21 protein-coding genes and 1 other annotated feature are annotated in these 23,656 nt (G+C 33.8%); of the genes, 19 read left to right on the top strand and 2 right to left on the bottom strand.

What is annotated here, in order from left to right; all coding sequences use genetic code 11:
* Nucleotides 1–68: 68 nt before the first annotated feature.
* The 6 genes from secA (at nucleotide 69) to RWM24_RS00080 (ending at nucleotide 9,981) form a co-directional block, all read left to right on the top strand.
* A complete protein-coding gene (gene secA / locus RWM24_RS00105; protein ID WP_314110431.1) occupies nucleotides 69–2,510 on the top strand; it encodes a preprotein translocase subunit SecA in 2,442 nt (813 codons plus the stop codon).
* Between the two features lie 59 nt (nucleotides 2,511–2,569).
* Nucleotides 2,570–3,683, top strand: a protein-coding gene (gene prfB / locus RWM24_RS00100) for a peptide chain release factor 2 (RefSeq protein ID WP_399539109.1) whose coding sequence is annotated in 2 segments (ribosomal slippage) — nucleotides 2,570–2,629 and nucleotides 2,631–3,683 — 1,113 coding nt in all. Because the reading frame shifts where the segments join, the coding sequence is not laid out codon by codon here.
* Between the two features lie 209 nt (nucleotides 3,684–3,892).
* Complete coding sequence (locus RWM24_RS00095) at nucleotides 3,893–5,323, top strand: hypothetical protein (RefSeq protein WP_314110427.1); 1,431 nt, start codon at nucleotides 3,893–3,895, stop codon at nucleotides 5,321–5,323.
* 110 nt (nucleotides 5,324–5,433) lie between these two features.
* A complete protein-coding gene (ftsE, locus tag RWM24_RS00090; RefSeq protein WP_314110426.1) occupies nucleotides 5,434–6,120 on the top strand; it encodes a cell division ATP-binding protein FtsE in 687 nt (228 codons plus the stop codon).
* Complete coding sequence (ftsX, locus tag RWM24_RS00085; protein WP_314110424.1) at nucleotides 6,110–6,997, top strand: permease-like cell division protein FtsX; 888 nt, start codon at nucleotides 6,110–6,112, stop codon at nucleotides 6,995–6,997. Before ftsE ends, ftsX begins: the two co-directional genes overlap by 11 nt.
* Before the next feature lie 66 nt (nucleotides 6,998–7,063).
* Nucleotides 7,064–7,275, top strand: a binding site (T-box leader).
* A 60-nt stretch (nucleotides 7,276–7,335) separates the two neighbouring features.
* Nucleotides 7,336–9,981, top strand: coding sequence for a valine--tRNA ligase (locus RWM24_RS00080; RefSeq protein WP_314110422.1), 2,646 nt, complete (start codon nucleotides 7,336–7,338; stop codon nucleotides 9,979–9,981).
* A gap of 294 nt (nucleotides 9,982–10,275) precedes the next feature.
* Here the strand turns inward: RWM24_RS00080 and RWM24_RS00075 are convergent, their stop codons facing one another.
* A complete protein-coding gene (locus RWM24_RS00075) occupies nucleotides 10,276–11,052 on the bottom strand; it encodes a ferredoxin reductase (protein WP_314077014.1) in 777 nt (258 codons plus the stop codon).
* A gap of 88 nt (nucleotides 11,053–11,140) precedes the next feature.
* Nucleotides 11,141–11,704, bottom strand: coding sequence for a TetR/AcrR family transcriptional regulator (locus RWM24_RS00070; protein ID WP_314077021.1), 564 nt, complete (start codon nucleotides 11,702–11,704; stop codon nucleotides 11,141–11,143).
* A gap of 575 nt (nucleotides 11,705–12,279) precedes the next feature.
* Here RWM24_RS00070 and RWM24_RS00065 point away from each other — a divergent pair.
* From RWM24_RS00065 to RWM24_RS00005, 13 genes are all read left to right on the top strand, one after another.
* Nucleotides 12,280–13,539 (top strand): folylpolyglutamate synthase/dihydrofolate synthase family protein, encoded by a 1,260-nt coding sequence (locus tag RWM24_RS00065; RefSeq protein WP_314110421.1) that lies wholly within the window; start codon nucleotides 12,280–12,282, stop codon nucleotides 13,537–13,539.
* A 64-nt stretch (nucleotides 13,540–13,603) separates the two neighbouring features.
* Nucleotides 13,604–14,290, top strand: a complete 687-nt coding sequence (gene radC / locus RWM24_RS00060; RefSeq protein WP_314110420.1) for a DNA repair protein RadC — start codon at nucleotides 13,604–13,606, stop codon at nucleotides 14,288–14,290.
* 182 nt (nucleotides 14,291–14,472) lie between these two features.
* Complete coding sequence (locus RWM24_RS00055; RefSeq protein WP_314110418.1) at nucleotides 14,473–14,841, top strand: PBECR2 nuclease fold domain-containing protein; 369 nt, start codon at nucleotides 14,473–14,475, stop codon at nucleotides 14,839–14,841.
* A gap of 265 nt (nucleotides 14,842–15,106) precedes the next feature.
* Nucleotides 15,107–16,180: a D-alanine--D-alanine ligase gene (locus RWM24_RS00050; protein ID WP_314110416.1), complete on the top strand. Its 1,074-nt coding sequence runs from the start codon at nucleotides 15,107–15,109 to the stop codon at nucleotides 16,178–16,180.
* A gap of 46 nt (nucleotides 16,181–16,226) precedes the next feature.
* Nucleotides 16,227–17,615, top strand: coding sequence for a UDP-N-acetylmuramoyl-tripeptide--D-alanyl-D-alanine ligase (gene murF, locus RWM24_RS00045; RefSeq protein ID WP_314110414.1), 1,389 nt, complete (start codon nucleotides 16,227–16,229; stop codon nucleotides 17,613–17,615).
* A gap of 250 nt (nucleotides 17,616–17,865) precedes the next feature.
* Nucleotides 17,866–19,395, top strand: a complete 1,530-nt coding sequence (locus RWM24_RS00040; protein WP_006703553.1) for a DEAD/DEAH box helicase — start codon at nucleotides 17,866–17,868, stop codon at nucleotides 19,393–19,395.
* A 143-nt stretch (nucleotides 19,396–19,538) separates the two neighbouring features.
* A complete protein-coding gene (acpS, locus tag RWM24_RS00035) occupies nucleotides 19,539–19,904 on the top strand; it encodes a holo-ACP synthase (RefSeq protein WP_314110412.1) in 366 nt (121 codons plus the stop codon).
* A gap of 18 nt (nucleotides 19,905–19,922) precedes the next feature.
* Complete coding sequence (gene alr / locus RWM24_RS00030; protein ID WP_314110410.1) at nucleotides 19,923–21,038, top strand: alanine racemase; 1,116 nt, start codon at nucleotides 19,923–19,925, stop codon at nucleotides 21,036–21,038.
* A gap of 18 nt (nucleotides 21,039–21,056) precedes the next feature.
* Nucleotides 21,057–21,395, top strand: coding sequence for a type II toxin-antitoxin system PemK/MazF family toxin (locus RWM24_RS00025; RefSeq protein WP_314110408.1), 339 nt, complete (start codon nucleotides 21,057–21,059; stop codon nucleotides 21,393–21,395).
* A 143-nt stretch (nucleotides 21,396–21,538) separates the two neighbouring features.
* Entirely contained in the window at nucleotides 21,539–21,808 is a 270-nt protein-coding gene (locus tag RWM24_RS00020; protein ID WP_314110406.1) for a hypothetical protein, read from the top strand.
* Between the two features lie 37 nt (nucleotides 21,809–21,845).
* Complete coding sequence (gene relB / locus RWM24_RS00015; RefSeq protein ID WP_314110404.1) at nucleotides 21,846–22,067, top strand: type II toxin-antitoxin system RelB family antitoxin; 222 nt, start codon at nucleotides 21,846–21,848, stop codon at nucleotides 22,065–22,067.
* A 344-nt stretch (nucleotides 22,068–22,411) separates the two neighbouring features.
* A complete protein-coding gene (locus RWM24_RS00010) occupies nucleotides 22,412–22,816 on the top strand; it encodes a GNAT family N-acetyltransferase (protein WP_314110402.1) in 405 nt (134 codons plus the stop codon).
* Nucleotides 22,817–22,865: 49 nt separating this feature from the next.
* A complete protein-coding gene (locus tag RWM24_RS00005) occupies nucleotides 22,866–23,099 on the top strand; it encodes a hypothetical protein (protein ID WP_006703565.1) in 234 nt (77 codons plus the stop codon).
* The last annotated feature ends 557 nt before the right edge of the window (nucleotides 23,100–23,656 follow it).

Below are 23,656 nucleotides of genomic sequence, written 5' to 3'. Positions count from 1 at the left end.
AAGATGCAACTGGTATACTCATTTGCAAGATAGATGATTTAGAAAGAAAAATATAAAGGAGTCAGAGAATGGCAAATTTTTTAAAGCAATTAGTTGAAAATAACAAACGCGAAGTTCGTAAACTTGAAAAAATAGCAGATAAAGTAATTAGCTTGGAAAGTAAAATGGAAGCATTAAGTGATGCAGACTTTCCAGTAAAAACAGAAGAATTCAAAGCAAGATATGCTTCAGGAGAATCATTAGATAAATTATTACCAGAAGCATTCGCTTTAGTACGTGAAGGTGCTAAACGTGTTTTAGGCTTATTCCCTTATAAAGTTCAAATTATGGGAGGTATCACTCTACATAATGGGAATATTGCGGAGATGCGTACAGGGGAAGGTAAAACATTAACAGCGACAATGCCTGTATATTTAAATGCACTTTCAGGTGATGGTGTACACGTAGTAACCGTTAATGAATACTTATCTACACGTGACGCGAAAGAAATGGGAGAATTATATAATTTCCTAGGATTAAGTGTAGGTGTAAACTTAACTGGACAATCACCAGAAGAAAAACGTGCTGCTTATTATGCAGATATTACTTATAGTACAAATAGTGAGTTAGGATTTGACTACTTACGTGATAATATGGTCGTTTATAAATCACAAATGGTACAACGTCCATTAAACTATGCGGTAGTTGACGAAACAGACTCAATTTTAATTGACGAAGCTCGTACACCATTGATTATTTCAGGTCAAGCTGAAAAATCTACCGTTTTATATCAACGTGCAGATTTCTTCGTTAAAGCATTGAAAGAAGATGAAGACTATACGATTGATTTAACTTCGAAATCTATTTCATTAACAGACGAAGGTATTAATAAAGCAGAACAAACTTTCCGTTTACCAAACTTATATGATGTGGATAATTCAGCATTAGTTCACCATATTGACCAAGCATTACGCGCAAACTACATTATGATCCGAGATATCGATTATGTAGTAGATGAAGGACAAGTAAAAATCGTAGATGGATTTACAGGGCGTATCATGGAAGGTCGTCGTTATTCAGATGGATTACACCAAGCAATTGAAGCTAAAGAAGGTGTAGAAGTTGAAAATGAATCTAAAACAATGGCGACAATTACATACCAAAACTTCTTCCGTATGTATCGTAAATTATCAGGGATGACAGGTACAGCTAAAACAGAAGAAGAAGAATTCCGTGAAATTTATAATATGAACGTTATTACGATTCCAACAAACCGTCCTGTTCAACGTATTGATGCGCATGATGTGATTTATCCATCATTGAAGAGTAAATTTAAAGCGGTAGTACGTGATATTAAAGAACGTCATGAAAAAGGACAACCAATTCTTGTTGGTACAGTAGCCGTTGAAACAAGTGAGTTAATTTCACAAATGCTACATCAAGAAGGAATTCCTCATGAAGTATTAAATGCGAAAAACCACTTTAAAGAAGCAGAAATCGTTATGATGGCTGGACAACGTGGAGCCGTTACAATTGCGACAAACATGGCAGGACGTGGAACAGACATTAAGTTAGGTAAAGGCGTTAAAGAATTAGGTGGATTGTGTGTTATCGGAACAGAGCGTCATGAAAGTCGTCGTATTGATAACCAGTTACGTGGACGTTCTGGACGTCAAGGAGATCCAGGTGCAACTCAATTCTACCTATCATTAGAAGATGACTTAATGAAACGTTTCGGTGGAGAAAGAATGCAAGCCATTTGGGAAAGATTAAATATTGACGAAAATGGAGATGACAATTTCATTCAAAGTAAAATGTTATCTCGTCAAGTAGAATCTTCTCAAAAACGTGTAGAAGGAAATAACTATGATACACGTAAAAACGTATTACAATATGACGAAGTGATGCGTGAACAACGTGAAATCATTTATTCGCAAAGACTACAAATTATTAATGAAGAAAATTCATTAGAAAAAGTAACGAAATCAATGATTCGTAGAACAATTCATCGTATGGTAGAAAATCATACATTAGGTGAGAAGAAAACTTGGGATTTAGATGGATTAGTAGATTTTGCTACAAGTGCTATTTGTCATCCAGATGATATTTCATTATCTGATTTGAAAGGTAAAACACCATCAGAAATTGAAGGTCTATTAAATGAAAAAGCAATGGAAATTTACAAAGAGAAACAAGAGCAATTAAATGGGGATTCTCAAATGCTTGAGTTTGAAAAAGTTGTGATTTTACGAGTTGTTGACCGTAAATGGACAGATCATATCGATGATATGGATCAATTGCGTGAGGGTGTAGGGTTACGTGGATATGCACAAATCGACCCACTTACTGAATATCAAACAGAAGGATTCAATCGTTTCCAACAAATGATTGCTGCGATTGATTATGATGTAACTCGTATCTTGATGAAATCTCAAATTCGTCAAAACTTACAACGTGAACAAGTGCAAGGTGCTAGAAGCGTGATTGCCCAAGGGCATGATCGTCCAACTGAAGAACCAGAACAAGCATAATAAGAAGTAGGCTGGGCAAAAGTCCAGCCTACCTTTTTACAAAAAGATAGGAGAATGGTATGGAAATTAGTGAAATTAGAAATGCTTTAGAAAAAATGAATACGCAAATGACAAGTTATAGGGGGTCTCTTTGACTTAGATCATTTAGAAGAAGATATTGCTTCTTATGAGCAACAAATGTCAGAACCTGGATTTTGGGATGATAATGAAAAAGCACAAATTGTCATTCAAAAAAGTAATGAATTAAAAGCAGTCTATGATACTTTTCATCAATTAGAACTACAAGTAGAAGAAGTGGAACTGCTATTTGAAATGTATAAGGAAGATCCAGAAGAAGAAATTCATAAGGAATTAGTGGAACGTGTTTATAGCGTTGAAAAAGAATTAGAAAAATATGAATTAAGTATGTTACTAAGTGGACCTCATGATAAATGTAGTGCGATTTTAGAAATTCATCCAGGAGCTGGTGGTACAGAATCACAAGACTGGGGAAGTATGTTGTTAAGAATGTATATAAGATGGGCTGAACAACATGGATATCGTATCGAAACAGTCGATTATCAAGATGGAGAAGAAGCAGGTATTAAATCTGTGACTTTATCTATTGAAGGATTAAATGCTTATGGTTATTTAAAGAGCGAAAAAGGGGTGCATCGTTTAGTGAGAATTTCTCCATTTGATGCTGCCGGAAAACGCCATACTTCATTTTGTTCCATTGATATTATGCCTCAATTAGAAGGGGATATTGATATTGAAATTAATCCGGACGATTTGAAAATTGATGTCTATCGTGCGAGCGGTGCTGGTGGGCAACATATTAATAAAACTTCATCAGCTGTTCGTATTACGCATATTCCAACTGGAATTGTAACGCAAAGTCAGGCGCAGCGTTCGCAATTTAAAAATAAAGATCAAGCGATGGCGATGTTAAAAACAAAATTATATCAATTAGAAGAAGAGAAGAAAGCAGCTGAATTAGCTGAAATTCGTGGGGAGCAAAAAGATATTGCATGGGGTTCTCAAATTCGAAATTATGTGTTTCATCCGTATTCATTAGTGAAAGATTTGCGTTCGGGTCATGAAACAGGGAATATTGGTGCTGTGATGGATGGAGATTTAGACCCATTTATGGATGCGTACCTAAAATGGGCATTATCTGGAGAGACGGAATAAAAAATGACTTTTTGGATATAGTAGCAAGAGGACGCCAGCAGCTTCGCAAGCGAATCTCATGGCTAATGCTACTAAAATAGTAAATCATATAAAGTTGTTTGGATATAAAATTCAAACAACTTTATTTTTCGGAAAAAAGTCAAAAAACATTTGTTTTATAACGATGAAAGCGGTAAAATAGAGTTAGAAAATAAAAGGGGGGTTTGGGAATGCAATATACAGTTAGTGAACTTCGTGGATTATTCGATACACTTGATTTAATTGAAGAATTAAGTCAAAAATACGAATATTTTGATAAATATCAGTTGGATCAACGGGATAATATTTTTCAATTTGAGTTTATGGATAAATATCTGAAATCTCAAAATTCAAAGAAAATCTACCAATATTTTATGAATCATATAGATGAACTAACCCTATATGAGAAAAGTAAAATACAAAAAATTTCTGATTATTATTTAAAGGAGAAATATGCAAAAAAATATTTTGTGAAAAATTTAAAAGAGGCTAAAGATGAATTAAAAGTAAAATGGTTAGAATGTCTAACTCCTAAATTATTTGAATTATCATTTGAAGAAGATTTAGACAATCTTCGATTGTTTTATATGAATTATTATTCTGAAAAATTTCATCTGTATTCTCCAACCTATCAAGAAATTTTATCTTACATATATGGTGAGGACTTTGTCTGCTCTAGTTGTCATCAGATAAAAAAACATCGAGACAAAGTCATTCAAATGTATCATTCTTATTTTCTCTCTAAAAAATATCCTACAAATGCTACTGTACGTGAACTGAATATTACGCAGCAACAAGCTGTTTCTTTCTTTAATTTCTTCCTTCATCAAGTTAGTGCTCTTTTAAAATCTTATAAAATTTCTGTCGAATTTAGTCAAAAATCTATCATAAAAAAAGATAAGCATAAATTTTCAATCTATTTATCACCATATCATTCATATTCTATTTCGTTATTTGAATTTTTAAAATTATTTGGAGAAGTTTACTTCAATATTTATTCAGCACATAAAACTCACGAAAAATATTCTTTCTATCAAAAAGAAGCATTTCGATATTATACGACATTGCTCCCTATCATCTCCCAAGATATTGCTCAAATGATTTCAAATTATTTTGTTGAAATTGGAACTACTGAAGAAGTCTTTCATATTTTACTGAAAAATTTCTTGTCACTTAGAAGAAATCCTATTTCATTAACGAATATAAATGTTATTCAACTATTTGTGATTGACATAATTGGTTATGAGTTGGAGGAAAAATGGTTCAATGGAGAAACTTCTTCAAGGGAGTTGATTGAAAAATGGAAAGAAATGATTGAGAAGTATTTTGGTAAGTCCTCGTCTAATCAATTTGAAATAACATTGAGAATCTTTCGTTTACTATTAGAGGGGTTAGGAATTCCGTTGTTAAGATTAGGGATTACTTTATCAACTTTTGAAAGAGGAATGTTAACGGAACATTATAATCATCCATTTAAATCAGTATTGGAACATTTTAGATGTCAAAATTTAGAACAGTGGGTACCGAATATGGAATTTATAACTCCTCATAGCATTAAAGAAGAAACTTTACAATATATGTTTTTTTATCTATCACAGTTATGTAATCATGTTTATAAATAAGAAAATCTAAAAATTGACATCTGTTTGTAATATGCTGTCAATAGAATGTCATCATAAAAATGGTATAATGGATAAGACATAGACTATGAATAGAGAAAGCTGGTGAGCACATGATTGAAATGATGAATGTTTCAAAAAAATATGGAAAAGGTATTTTAGCCGTTAATAATTTATCTGTCAGAATTCAAGATGGAGAATTTGTATATGTTGTTGGCCCATCAGGTGCAGGAAAATCAACATTTATAAAAATGATGTATCGTCAAGAAAAAGCTACTAAAGGAAGAATTACGGTAGGGAAATACGATTTAACAAAAATGAGAGAACGTGAAATTCCTTATTTAAGACGTTATGTAGGAGTCGTGTTCCAAGATTTTAAATTGTTACCTCGTTTAACAGTATATGAAAATGTTGCATATGCGATGGAAGTAATTGAAAAAGCACCAAAAGAAATTCAACGAAAAGTTGAAGAAGTATTAGCTTTAGTAAACTTGAAACATCGTATGATGATGTTTCCTGATCAATTGTCAGGGGGAGAACAACAACGTGTAGCAATTGCAAGAGCAATTGTTAATAATCCTGCTGTTTTAATAGCTGATGAACCAACAGGGAACTTAGATCCAGAAACTTCAATGGAAATTATGGATATTTTAGAAAGAATTAATCAACAAGGGACAACCATTGTAATGGCCACCCATAATAGTCAAATTGTTAATGAAAAGAAACATCGTGTACTGGCTATTGAAATGGGTCGTATTGTCCGTGACCAAGAGGAAGGGGAGTACGGATATGAAGATTAGAACAATGTGGCGTCATATTCGTGATGCCGTTAAAAGCTTATTTAGAAATGGTTGGTCAACTTTTGGTGCGATTTCTGCCGTTTCAATGGTATTGTTACTAGTAGGAATTTTTGTTTCATTATTATTTAATATGAATAAAATTGCGACAGATGTTGAACAAGATGTGAATGTTCGTGTGTATATTGATTTAGCAGCCGATGAAACAAAGACTGAAGAGTTAAAGGCAGCAATTGAAGCATTAGATACAGTTGCTTCTGTAAAATTCCGTTCAAAAGATGAAGAATTAGAAGATATCACTAAGAGTGTCGCACAAGAATTTGAATTATTTAAAAATGATAGTAATCCACTAAGAAATGCTTTTGATGTGAGCACTAAAAATCCAAAACAAACGAAGGAAGTTGCAACTACCATTGAAAAAATGGATTATGTTGCTCGTGTAAACTATGGAGGAGCACGTGCGGATACATTATTTAAAGTCATATCAACCGCTAGAAATGTTGGGATTGGTGTGATTTCAGTACTATTAATTATTGCATTATTTTTAATTTCCAATACGATTCGTGCAACGATTCATGCTCGTAGAACGGAAATTGAAATTATGCAATTAGTAGGAGCAACAAAAGCTTATATTCGTTGGCCTTTCTTCTTAGAAGGCGGATTAATTGGGTTAATTGGCTCAATTGTACCAATTGCTTTATTGTGGGCTTTATATTTATGGATTTATAAAGGCGGAAGTGATTTCTTTGCGGGGTCAAACTTTAGCTTATTAGCACCAAATCCTTTCTTATATCGTTTGTCTTGGGCGATGGCTGGAGTTGGGATTTTAATTGGATCATTTGGTTCGATTTTCTCAATGCGTCGTTTCTTGAAAAAATAAGTGTGATACATGCAAGGAAAATCATTTGCAAGTATGGTTAAACAATGGTAGACTATATGGCATAGAATAAATGCATTGCACAAGAGGAGTAATACGAATTTTAGTTGATAGAGAGAGAAGGGTTGGTGAAACTTCTTAACAAATTTGTATGAAGGTAGCTTGTAAGTTGGCTAGGGGAATGATAGTAACTTAGCTCGGAGTAGACTTCGTTAACAACGTTAAAGGCATCAGTTCTGATGCGAATATTAGGTGGTACCACGAAAATAATCGTCCTATGAAGTGAATCTTCATAGGATTTTTTTATTGTATCAAAATTATTTCATCAAGGAGGAAAAAGAATGGCAAAAGAAATGTCACCAAAGTTTCAACCACAAGAAGTTGAAGCGGGAAAATATCAATGGTGGGTTGAATCAGGAGTCTTCCATCCAAATGAAGATCCAAATGCAGAACCTTATTCAATCGTTATTCCACCACCAAATGTAACAGGTAAATTACACTTAGGACATGCGTGGGACGTTACATTACAAGATATGATTATTCGTCAAAAACGTATGCAAGGATACGATACATTATGGTTACCAGGGATGGACCATGCAGGAATTGCGACTCAAGCAAAAGTAGAAGAAAAATTACGTGGAGAAGGCTTATCTCGTTATGACCTAGGACGTGAAAAATTCTTAGAACAAACATGGGAATGGAAAGAAGAATATGCAAGCCATATCCGTGAACAATGGGCAAAAATGGGAATTTCAGTGGACTATCGCCGTGAACGTTTCACATTAGACCAAGGACTATCAGATGCTGTTAAAAAAGTATTCGTAACGTTATATGAAAAAGGCTTAATTTACCGTGGAGAATACATTATTAACTGGGATCCAAAAGCAAAAACTTCATTATCAGATATCGAAGTTATTCATAAAGATGTAGAAGGTGCTTTCTACCATATGAATTATCCATTAGCAGACGGAAGTGGAGTATTAGAAGTTGCAACAACTCGTCCTGAAACGCTACTTGGAGATACTGCAGTTGCAGTTCACCCTGAAGATGAACGTTATCAAGCATTGATTGGAAAAACAGTTATCTTGCCATTAGTTGGAAAAGAAATTCCAATTATTGCTGATGAGTATGTTGAACAAGATTTTGGAACAGGGGTTGTAAAAATTACACCTGCCCATGACCCAAATGACTTTGAAGTTGGTAATCGTCACAATTTACCACGTGTAAATGTGATGAATGATGATGCTACAATGAATGAATTAGCTGGAAAATACGAAGGTATGGATCGTTTTGCAGCTCGTAAAGCTATTGTCAAAGATTTAGAAGAAGCAGGTCTTCTTGTAAAAATCGAAAAACATGTTCATAGTGTGGGACATTCTGAACGTACAGATGTAGTGGTTGAACCTCGTTTATCAAAACAATGGTTTGTTAAAATGGGACCTTTAGCAGAACAAGCGATTCAAGAACAACGTGCAGAAGAAGACAATACGGTTAATTTCTACCCACCACGTTTTAATGATGCTTACTTACGTTGGATGGAAAATATTCACGACTGGGTAATTTCTCGTCAATTATGGTGGGGACATCAAATTCCAGCATGGTATCATAATGAAACAGGTGAAGTATACGTTGGAATGGAAGCTCCAGCAGATGCAGAAAACTGGACACAAGATGTGGATGTATTAGATACATGGTTCTCATCTGCATTATGGCCATTTTCAACAATGGGTTGGCCAGATGTTGAAGCTAGTGACTATAAACGTTACTATCCAACAAGTACACTTGTAACAGGTTATGATATTTTAACATTCTGGGTAAGTCGTATGATGTTCCAAGGGTTAGAATTTACTGGCAAACGTCCATTTAAAAATGTATTAATTCACGGATTAATTCGTGATAGCCAAGGACGTAAAATGAGTAAATCTCTTGGTAATGGTGTAGATCCAATGGAAGTCATCGAACAATACGGAGCAGATGCATTACGTTGGTTCTTAGCAAATGGTTCAGCACCTGGACAAGACGTTCGTTATTCAACAGATAAAATGGATGCTGCATGGAACTTTATCAATAAAATTTGGAATGCAAGTCGTTATGCATTAATGAATATTGGTGACTTAACAGTGGATCAATTAGATATCACTGGTGAAAAAACATTAGCAGACAAATGGATTTTAACTCGCTTAAATCAAGTCATTACTAAAGTAACAGAATTATTCGAGAAATTTGAATTTGGTGAAGCAGGTCGTCTATTGTATCGCTTCATTTGGGATGATTTCTGTGACTGGTATATTGAAATGTCTAAAGAAACATTAGCAGGAAATGATGAAGCTGCTAAGTTAACAACTTGTAGTATTTTAGTGTATGTATTAGATCAAACATTACGTTTATTACATCCAATTATGCCATTCGTAACAGAAGAAATTTGGCAATCAGTTCCTCATATTGGAGATTCATTAGTAGTTGCTCAATATCCAGTTGTACAAGAAAGTCAAATGGATGAAGTAGCAGCAGAAAAAATGGAATTCTTAATGGACTTTATTCGTTCAGTTCGTACAAGCAGAAATGAAATGAATACACCATTATCGAAACCAATTGCAATTGTTGCCAAAACTTCAAGCGCAGATATTCAAGCTATTTTATCAGAAAATGAAAGCTATATTGCTCGTTTCTGTAATCCTGAATCATTTGAATATGGTTTAGATGTAGAAGCACCAAGCCACGCTGTAACAAGTGTGATTAGTGGAGCTGAAATTTACTTACCATTAGCAGGATTAATTAATATTGATGACGAAATTGCTCGTTTAGAAAAAGAAGCGGCTAAACTACAAGATGAAGTAAATCGTGTAGAGAAAAAATTATCAAATGAAAAATTCGTTGCGAAAGCACCAGAAGCTGTTGTAGAAGCAGAACGTGCAAAAGGTAAAGAATACGCTGATCAACGTCAAGCAGTTCTAGAACGTATTGCAACCTTAAAAACATTAGCATAAAAGAATACTGAGATAAATCAGGTGTTCGATAAATCCTGTTGGTGAGAAATCACTAGCAGGATTTTTTCAGGCTCTTTGTCAAATAGGGTTGATGAAACAATTTTAGTGAAGGGATTAAGCAGCGTCAGGTTGCTTAATTCCTTTTTTAGTTGTTGTAGTAAATAGTTTGGACGCCTTTAATATAAGGGGTGAAGCCCTTTTTGTATACACTAAAATAGGGTTGGTGGATTTTCTCCATCAACCCTATAAATTATAGAACCGGAATGATTCAGATATACAGAAGACAGATTGCTTTTATTTCAAACCTGTAAACGAGCTTACTTGGATATTTTTGTTATCAATGCCATTTTCCTTTAAAAAATTCTTTATCTCATTTACATCATCAGGCTGACCTGTGATGAGATAGCTGGCTTGATTGCCGTATTCATCAATAGCACGTTTAAAAAATGCTTGACTTTGAGAAAGTTCATCGCTAGTTTTATAAGTAAAATTCGATGTGTTTTGAGCCAGTTCCTTCATCTCATTATCGAAAATAGTAACTCCTTTATCAAAATGGTTGAGAATAATCGGAGCTTTACCAGCCCATTCTTTGATAAGGGGGCGTAGAGCAGACATACCAACATCAGATGCAAAGCAAACTAGTGGCTGGTTCGTATCTTTAACGGTTAAAGAGGATTCAAGCCAACTCATCTCAATCTCACTTCCAGCCGGTAAATGTGCCAAAGTTTCTTTAAAGTGGCTACCACTATTATGCGTTAGAATGAGGATTTCATCTTCATCAGGTGTGGAGGCAATGGTTAGCCATCGACTGGTCTGATCTCCCTTAGCTTCGTTTTTCCTAGTAGCGGACGACGTATCAGGGAGTGTAAACTTAGCAAAAGCCCCAGCTTTCCAGGTTTGATGACTCGGCTTTGTGATATGAATTAAATACAGATCTCCTCTGGGGTTTTCGATGGATTTTATTGATAATTTCTGACTTCGTCCAAGATAGGCGATGGCACCCCAAGTTATAAGGGCTAGTAATCCAAGTATTGATAGAATGACAATAAACATTTTTTTACCTCTTTTCATTTTTTATGACTCCTGTTTTTTATTTTTTGAATGAATCGAAATAAAATTCATTCACATATTTTCAAAAAAATAAAGAAAACCATTTTCTTTATTTTAGAACTCCTTTTATGAAGTTGGTTGCAAGTATTTCGACAGTTTTGCCTATATCTGGAAAATCTTTTTCCGTGATATGCATATCCATGTAGTAAAATAGGTTGTAAACTTGTAAAATCTCTTGAATCTTTTCTGGAGAATACCCTTCAGCCTGCATACGATTTGTAAAAGTTTTAACTAGAAATTTATGAAATGGATTTGCGACTTTGCCTTCTTCTGAGGAATAGTAGCTATGCAACTCATCTGCTATAGCAGGGTTGTACCATTCTGCAAGGATTTTATTGGAAGAAACGAGTGCTCTGGACTGAGCAAAGAGTTGACTAATAAGATCAATCATATCAATTTCCCAATCCAGTTCTTCGATCATAGCTTGGCGAACACGGTTGTTTTCACCTATGTAGATGTCTAGAAAAATGGCTTCTTTACTCTCGTAATAATTATAAAAAGAGCCTACTGCCATGCCAGCTTGTCTAGCAATTTCTGAAATTCCTGTTGCCTTGTAACCCTTTTTCGAAAAAACTTCGTAGGCCGCTGTTTTTAAAGCTTGTTTTTTGTCCAATTTGACCTTTCCTCCTTCAGGGTGAATGAATATTATATTTGGTTCATTCATATTTTAGTAAATCCTAGCTGGCTTGTCAATAAGAAAGCTAAATCTAGTTGTTTAACGATACTAGTTGTATCAGCAGTAAAACTATGGGAGTATTCACGGCAGAAGAAAAGATGTTTTCTTAATTTAAGAAAAGCAGGCAATCCAGAAACCAGATTAAGCGTAATTCTAGAAGCACGAGTACCGTTTTTAACAATAGAAAAATCACGCTTTACTCAACCATAATTAGGGCAAGCATCTGGGCAATAGGTATAGGTAGCGAAGAAAAACAGGCTTTGTTTCTTCTTAAAATACACTTCCTCCACATTATCTTCCCATTTTATATTTTTATCTTTGATTTGTAGCACAACTAGGGTTTTCATCTCCTCTTAAATAGTTTGGACGCTTTTAATAAAAGGGATGAAGCCCTTTTTATATACCCTATAAATTATAGAACCATTTTTTGTTTAGATGGAGGTAGAAAGTTTAATATTTCTTGCAATTTGAAGTTGGAATTTGTATGATGAAAAATGAAAGAAGGGGAGTTCATGCAAACTGTTAGAGAGTGGATATTAGATCGAATGAAATATAAACGAAAATATGGATTAGAAAGAATGAGGGTGTTAATGTCTCTTCTAGAAAATCCGCAAGATGATTATCCGATTATTCATGTGACAGGAACAAATGGGAAAGGTTCGACGATTGCGATGTTATCGTCCTTATTTGTTCATCATGGGCAAAAGGTAGGAGCATTTGTTTCCCCTCATTTAATCGATTATACGGATCGGTTTTTAATCGATGGTAACGTAATGTCCGAAGAAGATTTTGAAATTGTTGGAGAGCTTGTTCGACAGGCAGAAGTAACATTGATAGACGAATATGAACCATTAAGTTTTTTTGAAATCATGACGGCTATGGCGTTAGTGTATTTCTCTAGAAAAAAAGTAGAAGTTGCTTTATTAGAAGTAGGAATTGGTGGATTATTAGATATAACTAATATTGTCAATTCAACAATTAGTGTAATTACATCAATTGGAATGGATCATGAAGAAATGTTAGGAAATACGCTTGAGGAAATTGCGATTCAAAAAACAGGAATTTTTAAACAAAATCAAGAAGTCGTATTGGGAAATTTGCCAACAGAAGCCTTGAAAGTCGCTGAAGTCGTGGGAGAAACTTATAACTGTGACATCCATCAGTTTGAACGAGAATTTAACATCGAACCGTTTGAAGAAGGGCTAATTTTTAAACGTTCAGATTTTCAAATTCACATTCCATATTTGAATTTGAAAGGAAAGTATCAATTAGAAAATGCTGCAGTAGCGTTAGAATGCTTTTTACGATTTGAAAAGAAATTCCAACTTCCAATTGATTCATCAGCAATTCAAGAAAGTTTCCAAACGGTTACTTGGCCAGGAAGAATGGAAGTCGTGCATCATAGTCCTACAGTAATACTCGATGGAGCACATAATATTCATGCATTAAAACGATTTGTTGAAACGGTGAAACAGAACAGAGAACTGGAAGATCAACAGACAATTTTATTTTCAGCTTTAAAGAGAAAACACTATAAAGAAATGGTCGATTATTTACGAAAAGAGTTACCTGAAGCTCGTTTAGTAGTAACAACATTTGAGTATGCAGGTGCAATTGAAAAAACGGACTACCCTTCTAGTGAGATTGAATTTGTAGAGAATGCTCAACAATTTGTTGAGAAATATATGAATAAAACTTCAGACCAAGAAGCGCTTTGGATTACAGGTTCTCTTTATTTTATTTCTTTCATGAGAAAAATTTTTATAAAATAAATATTTTTTAGCCTTTTTTGCATATATATAAGTTGAAAGAACTATTGCAAAAGGGGGAAATAAAATGGAACTTGATCAACAATTATTAGAATTGCCATTAGAATCAATGCCAAGAGAACGATTGGAAAAATTAGGAGCAAAAAGTTTAGAAACTTATGAATTATTAGCTATTTTGCTTCGGACAGGCTCTAGGGAATTAAATGTGTTGCAATTAGCGAAAGTCGTGTTAAATACGTTTGAAGATTTATTTACATTAAAAATGGCAACAGTGGAAGAATTAATGGCGATTTATGGAATTGGACGAACAAAAGCTATTGAATTAAAGGCTGCAATGGAATTGGGAATTCGATTAGGAACAGCGAAGCAAACAAAATTAGGACATATTACAAGCTCGCAAAAAGCGGGAGAATGTATTATGGAAGAATTAAAAGATTTATACCAAGAACATTTAATTACATTATTCTTAAATTCGAAAAATGAAGTGATTAAGAAAAAAATTATTTTTCGAGGAGGACTCAATCAAGCTGTCGTTCATCCAAGAGAGATTTTTAGAGAAGCCGTTCGATTTTCTGCAGCAAGAATTATTATTGGGCATAATCATCCAAGTGGAAATGTTACGCCATCTCAAGCGGATATTGATTTTACAAGACGATTATCGGAATGTGGAGAGATGATGGGGATTGAATTGTTAGATCATTTTATAGTAGGGGATCATTCATATTGTTCTTTAAAGGAAGAGGGGTATTTCTAAAGAGGGATATTTAATTTGAAATTCTTAGATTTAAAAGGTTAAAGTTTTATCAAAAAAGTCAAATTAAAATTTACTACTTACATAAGATAGATTTCATTTATTTTTACTATTGTGATAATTTCTATAATACTTCCCACAATAGTTAACAAGTTTTGCTACACTTTATGTGGGAGGATTGGATAATGAAAGTTGAGAGGTATATTAAGGAATTATTAGGTATAGTTAGTGAAGTCCAGAATATTAAGTATTCAAAAACTAATCTTGAAAAACATTTAATTAAAAGAAACCATATAGATGCTTTAAAATATTTTGATAAGATAGAAGAAATTATAAATAATCCAGATTATGTAGGAATGAATCCAAATGAAAAATCTGAGAGTATAGAGTATGTAAAGATTTTTGAAGATAATGTTTTAGTAGCATTAAAAATTCATGGTTCTAAGGATTTTTATTATATACCTAGTATGTATACAATAACAGATTATAAATTGCAATCCCGATTATTTAGTGGGAGACTGAAAAAAGTTGACAATAAAAATAATAAGCCGTAAAATACAGATAACAAGTATTATTCTTTGAGGGCAGAAAGGGTTCCTGCCGCACCTTATTAGGTACCTGAGATGCTGGATACACCGACCAGCCAAGGAATAATCGTAAATCTGTTGAAGAGTCAAGTTCGCTTGGCTCTTTTTATATTTTCTGAAGGTGTTTTGGCAAAATGTGAGTACCTTGTCAGTTTATAGTGCATTTGATATACTAGTGTATGAACTATGAAAGAAGTATCTAGAAAAGATAGTTCTAGTTGGAGGATTGTTTATGAAAATTATAGTCGTTTATGGAGGCAAAAGTGCTGAACATGATATTTCAATTTTAACGGCTTTTTCAATTATTAAAGAAATCTATTTTGATTATTATGAAGTTCAACCAGTCTATATTAATCGAAAAGGAGAATGGCTGAAAGGGGAACCGTTAACAGGCCCTGTAGCTTTTTCTGAAGCATTAAGATTAGAAGCAAGTCAAGAAGCTCACTTTGCAACAAGTGAAGGAGAAGTTTCGACAGGTGTATTTGTAACTCCTTATGATTTAAAAGAAGAGGAATGTGTTGTTTTCCCTGTATTACATGGACCTAATGGGGAAGATGGAACGATTCAAGGATTATTTGAAATGATGGATGTTCCTTATGTCGGTTGTGGAGTATTGGCAAGTGCTTGTGGAATGGATAAAATTACAAGTAAACAATTATTCCAACAAGCAGGATTACCACAATTACCATATGTTCCATTTAATAAAACTCAATGGAAACAAAATCCAGAAAGTATTTATAATAAAATTGAAGGAACATTAATTTACCCAGTATTTGTTAAACCAGCCAATATGGGGTCAAGTGTAGGAATTTCAAAAGCAGAAAATCGTGAAGAATTAACGAATGCAATTGTTGAAGCTTTGAAATATGATCGTAGAATTGTAGTAGAACAAGGAATTGAAGCAAGAGAAATTGAATGTGCGGTTCTAGGAAATGACGAAGCGAACACTTCAGTTGTAGGAGAAATTGTTAAGACTAGTGGTTTTTATGACTACAATGAAAAATATGTTAACAATACCGTTACATTAGAAATTCCAGCGCAAATTTCAGATGAAGTTTCTGCAAAAGTAAGAGAATATTCTGCAAAAGCATTCCGTGCCATTGATGGTAGTGGATTAACAAGATGTGATTTCTTCTTAACAGAAACAAATGATATTTACATTAATGAAGTAAATACTTTACCAGGATTTACTCAATTTAGTATGTATCCACTTCTTTGGGAGAAAACAGGAATTTCTTACAAAGATTTAGTTGAAGAATTAATTCAATTAGCTTTAAAACGTTATAAAGATCGACAAAATGGATAAGAAAGGCGCCTCACAGAGGCGCTTTTTTGAGAGAGGAAGTAAAAATATGGCAATCGGAACAGTTGCACAAATTGTAAAAGCTGTTAAAGCAATTGATTATCAAACAGATTATCGTTTTGATATGATTGAATCAGTTTCATTTGATACAAGAAAATTATCTCAAAATAGTCTATTTATTCCTTTAAAAGGACAAACAGATGGACATGATTATATTCAACAAGCAATAGATCAGGGCGCAAAAGCTGTATTTTGGGGAAGAAAAGACCAAACTCCACCAGAAGGAATTTGTGCGATTTGGGTAGATGATCCACTAGAAGCTTTTCAAGAGTTAGCAAAATGGTATTTAGAAAAAGTTCAACCAAATGTTATCGGCATCACAGGAAGTTCTGGGAAAACAACGACAAAAGATATGACAGCTGCAGTACTTGCTAGTCGTTATCGTGTCTATAAAACTCAAGGGAATTTTAATAATGATATTGGATTACCGCAAACGATTTTAGATATGCCAGAAGATACGGAACAATTAGTATTAGAAATGGGCATGAGTGATTTTGGTGAAATTGAATTTTTAAGCAAACTAGCAAAACCTTCTGTAGCGGTGATTACTCTAATTGGTGAATCCCATATGGAAAATTTAGGAAGTCGTGCAGGAATTACAAAGGCTAAATTAGAAATCTTAAAAGGATTGCGTGAAAAAGGAAGTATCATTTTCCCAGCTAATGAACCTTTATTAGAACAACAACTAGAAGAAATGCAGGCAGAAGAACACTTTAAGGTGTTACCGTTCGGAGAAGGTACGAATAGTGTGATTCAGGCTGAACATATTCAACTATTTGAAGACCATACTATTTTTGATTTAGTAAAACCTTCTAAACATTCAGTTCAACTTCCTGTATTAGGAGCTTACAATGTCAATAATGCGCTAGCTGCTCTTCAAGTAGGATTAGAATGTGGTGTGCCATTAGAACAAGCCATTGAAGCGATTCAACAGTTTGAATTAACAAAAAATCGTACGCAATGGGTAGATGGCATTCATGGTTCTAAAATTTTAAATGATGCTTATAATGCAAGTCCAATTGCGATGAAATCTGTGATTCAATCCTTTACATCTGTAGCTTCTAATGGACGTAAAGTTGTCGTGTTAGGAGATATTCGCGAATTAGGAGAACAATCAAAAGCATTACATGCTAGTATTTCTGAAGTAATGTTCCCAGAGAAAATTCAAGAAGTGTATTTATACGGGGAAGAAATGAGTGCTTTATATGAAGCGTTAAAATCTCGTTTTGAAGCATCTCACTTACATTATGTTGAAAGTGATAAAGCTGCATTGATTCAATTATTAAAAGAAGATTTACAACAAAATGACCAAGTGTTAGTGAAATCAAGTAATGGTACAGGATTATTAGCAGTTGTAGAGGCGTTAAAAAAAGCATAAATTCTATTTGTTCAGCATTTCATTTGTGAAATCAAAGGGCTTTTCTTTGCAATCTAGCTTTGAACATGCTATAGTACTTGGAGAGTTGAGAAGTTTACACAAATGTAATGATATATATCATGAAGATTGAACAAGTAATATTGTATAATCTCGTAATGTTCAGAAGTCTGGAGCTCAAGATGTTCCAGACTTTTATTGTGAAGGTCTATATACCTCGTGTGCTTCTCTTCAGCAGTACAAGGAGGAAAATATGAAATTTAATGAATTAGGCTTAGATTCAGCCTTATTAGAATCTATTGAAAAAATGGGGTTTGAGGAAGCAACACCGATCCAATCACAAACGATTCCATTAGCCTTAGCCGGCAAAGATGTGATTGGTCAAGCGCAAACAGGTACAGGAAAAACTGCTTCTTTTGGATTGCCAATGCTTCAAAAAATTAATCTTCGTAATCGTAAAGTACAAGGATTAGTCATTGCTCCAACACGTGAGTTAGCGATTCAAACGCAAGAAGAATTATATCGCTTAGGAAAAGATAAAAAAATTCATGTACAAGCTGTTTATGGTGGTGCAGATATTGGTCGTCAAATTCGCCAATTAAAAGATCAACCACATATCGTAGTTGGAACACCTGGACGTTTATTAGACCACATTTCTAGAAAAACACTTCGCTTAGACAATATTGAAACATTAGTATTAGATGAAGCGGATGAAATGTTAAACATGGGATTTTTAGAAGATATCGAATCGATTATTAAATTAGTTCCAGAAAACCGCCAAACTTTATTATTCTCTGCCACAATGCCAGATGATATTAAACGAATTGGAGTTCAGTTTATGAAAGAACCTGAACATGTTCGTATTAAATCAAGTGAAATGACAGCGACATTAATTGATCAATATTTTGTAAAATGTAAAGATTTTGAAAAATTTGACATTATGACTCGTTTATTAGATGTTCAAACACCAGAATTAACGATTGTATTCGGTCGTACAAAACGTCGTGTGGATGAATTAGCACGTGGACTTGAAATGCGTGGTTTTCGTGCAGAAGGAATTCATGGAGATTTAAGTCAACAAAAACGTATGAGTGTTTTACGTGATTTCAAAAATAATCATTTAGATATTTTAGTAGCAACAGACGTAGCAGCACGTGGATTAGATATTTCAGGTGTAACTCATGTTTATAATTACGATATTCCACAAGATCCGGAAAGTTATGTTCACCGTATTGGACGTACAGGACGTGCGGGACAAGAAGGAATGTCTGTTACTTTTGTAACACCAAATGAAATGGATTATTTAAGAGTCATTGAAGATTTAACTCGTAAGAGAATGACTGCATTACGTCCACCAACTCAAATGGAAGCAATAGAAGGACAAATGAAATCTGCTATTGAGCAAATTGATGAAAAGATGAAGTCAGTAGACACACGTCGTTTCAAAGAAGCTATTTCTTATTTATTAGATGAATATGAAGCAGATGAATTAGCAGCATTGTTAGTGAGTGGAATGATTAAAGACCCAACAGAAATTCCTGTTAAAATCACTCCAGAACGTCCATTACCAAGCCGTAAACGTAGCAATAACCGTGGAAACTACAATCGTAGTGATCGTAAAGATAACCGAGGTCGTAATGGTAAAGGAAGCTTCAAACGTAAAGAAGACCGCCGTGGTCGTGGGTTAGATGAAGAATATACTCGTGGATATAAGAGTAAAGATTCTCGTCGTAGAAATCATAAAAAGAAATCTGACAAAGGATTTACAATCCGTCAAAAATAATGAATAAGAAGACGACTTCGGTCGTCTTTTTTCGTTCCTATAATTGAAACAAAATTTACTAAAGATTATTAAATTTTTCTGACAAATAGTATTTCATTTGATACAATAGAAAGTAACATTATGTTTTTAAAGGGAGTATTGAAATGGCGATTTTTGGTGTCGGAATGGATGCGATTGAATTATCAAGAATTGAAAAAATTGTAGTACAAGATTCATCCTTTATTCAACGAGTATTAACTCCAAAGGAATTTTCTGTATATGAAACTTTAGGGATGAAAAGAAAAGTTGAATACTTAGCTGGAAGATTCGCAGCAAAAGAAGCATATTCTAAAGCCTTAGGTACTGGAATAGGGAAAGCTGTGTCTTTTCAAGAGATTGAAATTCTAAATGCTGAGACTGGACAACCGGTATTAACTGCTCCACACCATTATCAAAAACATATCAGTATCACGCATACAAACCATGATGCGTATGCTGTCGTTATATTAGAAGAGACTCCCCAAATATAGAAGAAGGAAAGTGAAGATATGTTTCCTGCAATTCATAGGAATACACGTGTAATCGTTCATTTAAATGCAATTAAACAAAATATTAAAGCTGTTAAAGATCATTATCCCAATACAGATATTTTTGCCGTAGTAAAGGCAAATGCTTATGGACATGGAATGATAGAAGTGGCTAAAGCGGCTCATGAAGAAGGAGTTGCGGGATTTTGTGTGGCATTGTTAGATGAAGCGATTCAATTAAGACAAGAAGGATTCCAAGAACCGATTCTGATATTAGGAATTAGCCGATTAGAAGATGTACCAATCCTCTGTGACTATCGTATATCTACTACAGTGAGTTCTTTAGATTGGTTACAAAAAGCTCAGACTCTAATTCCAGATGGAAAGCAACTGATTGTGCATCTAGCGATTGATACAGGGATGGGAAGAATTGGAGTTCGAACACCAGAGCAAGTTCAAGAGATAGAACAATTTCTAAGAGAATATGATAAACAATTTATTTTTGAAGGTATCTTTACTCATTTTGCGACCGCTGATGAAGCAGATACGAGTCAGTTTGAACACCAATTGATAGCTTTCAACGAGTGTGTAGAAGCTTTAGAACAACGTCCAACTTATGTTCATTGTTCAAATTCAGCTGCAGCTATTTGGCATGAAGAATTAACAACAAATGTCATTCGCTGGGGGATTGGCTTGTATGGATTAAATCCTTCTAATGGAGGGTTAAGACTTCCTGATACATTACAATTAGAAGAAGCATTAACTTGGGAAACGGAGATTGTTTTTGTAAAACAATTACATGCAGGGGATACGATTAGTTACGGTGCTACGTATACTTGTAGTGAGGATGAATGGATTGCTACATTACCAATAGGATATGCTGATGGCTATCTTCGTGCCTATTCTCCTGGTGAAGTGATTGTTTCTGGAGTTAGATGTCCGATTGTTGGACGAGTATGTATGGATCAATGTATGATTCGTCTTCCTTATGAAATTCCTGTTGGTACAAAGGTAACTCTATTAGGAAAAAATGGTAATGAGTGCATTACAGCAGAAGAATTGTCTCATAGAAGCCACACAATTTCATATGAATCACTTTGTTTAATTAGTGATCGTGTACCAAGAAGTTATAAATGATGATTAGGAGAAAGATAAATGGTAAAAAGAGGAGAAGTATATTTAGCGGACTTATCTCCTGTAGTAGGAAGTGAACAGGGAGGAAAACGTCCCGTTCTAATTGTTCAAAATGATGTTGGGAATCATTTTAGTACGACGGTAATTGTCGCTGCCATTACGGCAAAACATGAAAAAGCGAATTTACCAACACACATTGAAATTCAAAAAGATCAATTTCAATTTAGTAAGGAATCTACTGTGTTATTAGAACAAGTTCGTACCATTGATAAAGTTCGATTAATTGAAAAAATAACAGAAGTTGATGATGCCTTTATGGAAAAAGTAAACGAAGGACTCAGAATTAGTTTTGGGATTTAAAAGTATAGATGAAAATAAGTATTTCGTATATAGTTTGAAGTGTAAGATAATATAAGAAAAAAGAGGGATTTAATATGAGTTAGTTATATGTACATCGTAATCAAGTAAAACAACAAAATGAATCTTTAGAAGTAGCATTCCCAATGGTGAAGGATTATTATTGTTTTGATTCTTATAAAGCATTAGCACATTTTATTTCAGAACATTGTTTTTCAGAAGAGGATGAATGGAAGAGCACATTACCATTTGATAGAGAATTTGAAATTTGGAAAGAAAGCTTTGAAGCAGACCATTTGGATTTGGACTATGACTTATTTATCGCAAGCTTATCTGAATACGATTATCAAACAATCTGTGAAGAGTATAAGGACGAGTTGCAAATTGAGTATCTTGAAAGTGATGAAGGGTTGTAAGGTTAGAAAATATGTGTGGAAACGAGAAATAGACAGAATGATAGTATCCATACATCTGAGTGAAGAGGAGAATCAACTCTTCAAAAATTACGCTGAATTTACAGAAGTAGATTTGTCCACTTTATTTAAACGAGCTTTATTGGAAAAGATTGAATTAGAGCATGAGTTAAACATAATTGCTGAATATGAAAAAGAAAAAATAAATGGTACGCTAGAGTTGTTTGATGTGGAAGAAGTTGTGGCTGAAATAGGTGTATAGGGGTATTTTTTATCTCTTGCTCTAATGGTAGAAGTGGACTTCGTAGACGGTTGTTTTCTAATTGCATTTCATTTTTTTCTTTGATATAATTATGGCGTAAAACTAATTCGGCTTTTTGTTTGGTTCGATTTTTTCAAACCAATCAAAAAGTTTTTTCATTAACTGCACATAATTTACCATTATGCTGGCTGAGCATGATGGTTTTATTTAGATTGAGATAAAGTCTATATCCAAAACAGCAACATAACTAAAGCGAGTTTGTATAGAATATCCTTTATAGAATACAAAGCTTGTCTTTAAGTGATATAATAAGTGTACAAAAAGGTATTGGAGGAATTACTAGTATGGAATTTATTCATAAAGTACCAAGTGTCGAAGCTTATAACAAATTGAGAGTTAACTCTGGGATGAACAGTACTAAACCAAATTCTGAAGTTAAAAAGGCACTTGATGGGACTCTTTTCGCCGTTTCGGTTTATGAGGATACTGAACTTATTGGACTTGGAAGAGTCGTAGGTGATGGAGGAATTACTTTTGTTGTCTCTGATATTATGGTGGACAAAAAGTTCCAGAGACGTGGAATTGCCAATAAAATGATGGAAATCATTGATCAATGGTTTGATGAAAATACACATGAGAGTAGTTTTATTACTTTAGTAGCTAAAATCCCGGCTGATAAATTATATCTTAAACATCATTTTTGTTATCTTCCAGAAAATAGAGTTGGGATGATTAGAGATAAAGATTAATGAATTAAGAATATAACTCTAATTTTAAAAAGGAAGGAGATAAGGAACAATGAAAAAACTATCAATGATTGAAAAATGTAAATTAATAGCTACAGTTTTAAAAAGTGATTTAACTCCAGAAGAAAAAGCTGAGAAATTATCTATACTAAAAGACGATTATGAATTTGAGACTTTTGCAAAAATGACTTTTCATGATTTGTACATAGCTATATTAGACCATTTAGGCATTGAAGAATATAAAGGGGATAACGTACGAATCAAACACATAGCTCGTGTATTTTAATACTAAATTTCATCCAAGTACTTAACACTTGTTAAGTGCTTTTTTGCATAAAAAAAGCATCTAGTAAAAACTAGATGCCAAAATAAGCAGGACTGTCGGGTCTCCTATATTTCTGGCACATCTCCTATGAGATGTCGCATTGGATTCTGATACTTCTCAACCTCTAAGTTCAAAAATAAAAAACACCTCACTTCAAAAAGCAAGGTGCATTTTTTCATCTTAACCATAGGGGTGTTATTTTCTTTTCTTAATATTGTTATCAAAAATCTCTTTAGACTTTTCTTTAGACACCCATTTACTCAAGTAATTTAAAAATAATTTAAAAATCAAAACTTCCCACATTATAAAATATTGATTTTAAAAGTATTTATTTCGTATCTATTCCATGTTCCAAAAATGTTCCGTGTTCCGTAAATGTTCCGTGAAATCGGCGAAACAAAAAATAGAAAACGTTGATTTAACAACGTTTTACAATCCCAGGAAACACTAGAAAATACAAAAAATGCCCCCTACAGGGATTTGGAAAGGACTTTCATATTGAGAGCAATTAAAAATAT

Source organism: uncultured Granulicatella sp. (assembly GCF_963516875.1).
Classification (GTDB): Bacteria; Bacillota; Bacilli; order Lactobacillales; family Aerococcaceae; genus Granulicatella.
The sequence above is the reverse complement of the archived record's forward strand: the minus strand, read 5'-3'. Positions and strand labels throughout refer to the sequence as shown.

Coding starts and splice junctions, on each gene's coding strand:
- secA (WP_314110431.1), top strand. CDS start 69: ATGGCAAATTTTTTAAAGCAATTAGTTGAAAATAACAAACGCGAAGTT.
- RWM24_RS00095 (WP_314110427.1), top strand. CDS start 3,893: ATGCAATATACAGTTAGTGAACTTCGTGGATTATTCGATACACTTGAT.
- ftsE (WP_314110426.1), top strand. CDS start 5,434: ATGATTGAAATGATGAATGTTTCAAAAAAATATGGAAAAGGTATTTTA.
- ftsX (WP_314110424.1), top strand. CDS start 6,110: ATGAAGATTAGAACAATGTGGCGTCATATTCGTGATGCCGTTAAAAGC.
- RWM24_RS00080 (WP_314110422.1), top strand. CDS start 7,336: ATGGCAAAAGAAATGTCACCAAAGTTTCAACCACAAGAAGTTGAAGCG.
- RWM24_RS00075 (WP_314077014.1), bottom strand. CDS start 11,052: ATGAAAAGAGGTAAAAAAATGTTTATTGTCATTCTATCAATACTTGGA.
- RWM24_RS00065 (WP_314110421.1), top strand. CDS start 12,280: ATGCAAACTGTTAGAGAGTGGATATTAGATCGAATGAAATATAAACGA.
- radC (WP_314110420.1), top strand. CDS start 13,604: ATGGAACTTGATCAACAATTATTAGAATTGCCATTAGAATCAATGCCA.
- RWM24_RS00055 (WP_314110418.1), top strand. CDS start 14,473: ATGAAAGTTGAGAGGTATATTAAGGAATTATTAGGTATAGTTAGTGAA.
- RWM24_RS00050 (WP_314110416.1), top strand. CDS start 15,107: ATGAAAATTATAGTCGTTTATGGAGGCAAAAGTGCTGAACATGATATT.
- murF (WP_314110414.1), top strand. CDS start 16,227: ATGGCAATCGGAACAGTTGCACAAATTGTAAAAGCTGTTAAAGCAATT.
- RWM24_RS00040 (WP_006703553.1), top strand. CDS start 17,866: ATGAAATTTAATGAATTAGGCTTAGATTCAGCCTTATTAGAATCTATT.
- acpS (WP_314110412.1), top strand. CDS start 19,539: ATGGCGATTTTTGGTGTCGGAATGGATGCGATTGAATTATCAAGAATT.
- alr (WP_314110410.1), top strand. CDS start 19,923: ATGTTTCCTGCAATTCATAGGAATACACGTGTAATCGTTCATTTAAAT.
- RWM24_RS00025 (WP_314110408.1), top strand. CDS start 21,057: ATGGTAAAAAGAGGAGAAGTATATTTAGCGGACTTATCTCCTGTAGTA.
- RWM24_RS00020 (WP_314110406.1), top strand. CDS start 21,539: ATGGTGAAGGATTATTATTGTTTTGATTCTTATAAAGCATTAGCACAT.
- relB (WP_314110404.1), top strand. CDS start 21,846: ATGATAGTATCCATACATCTGAGTGAAGAGGAGAATCAACTCTTCAAA.
- RWM24_RS00010 (WP_314110402.1), top strand. CDS start 22,412: ATGGAATTTATTCATAAAGTACCAAGTGTCGAAGCTTATAACAAATTG.
- RWM24_RS00005 (WP_006703565.1), top strand. CDS start 22,866: ATGAAAAAACTATCAATGATTGAAAAATGTAAATTAATAGCTACAGTT.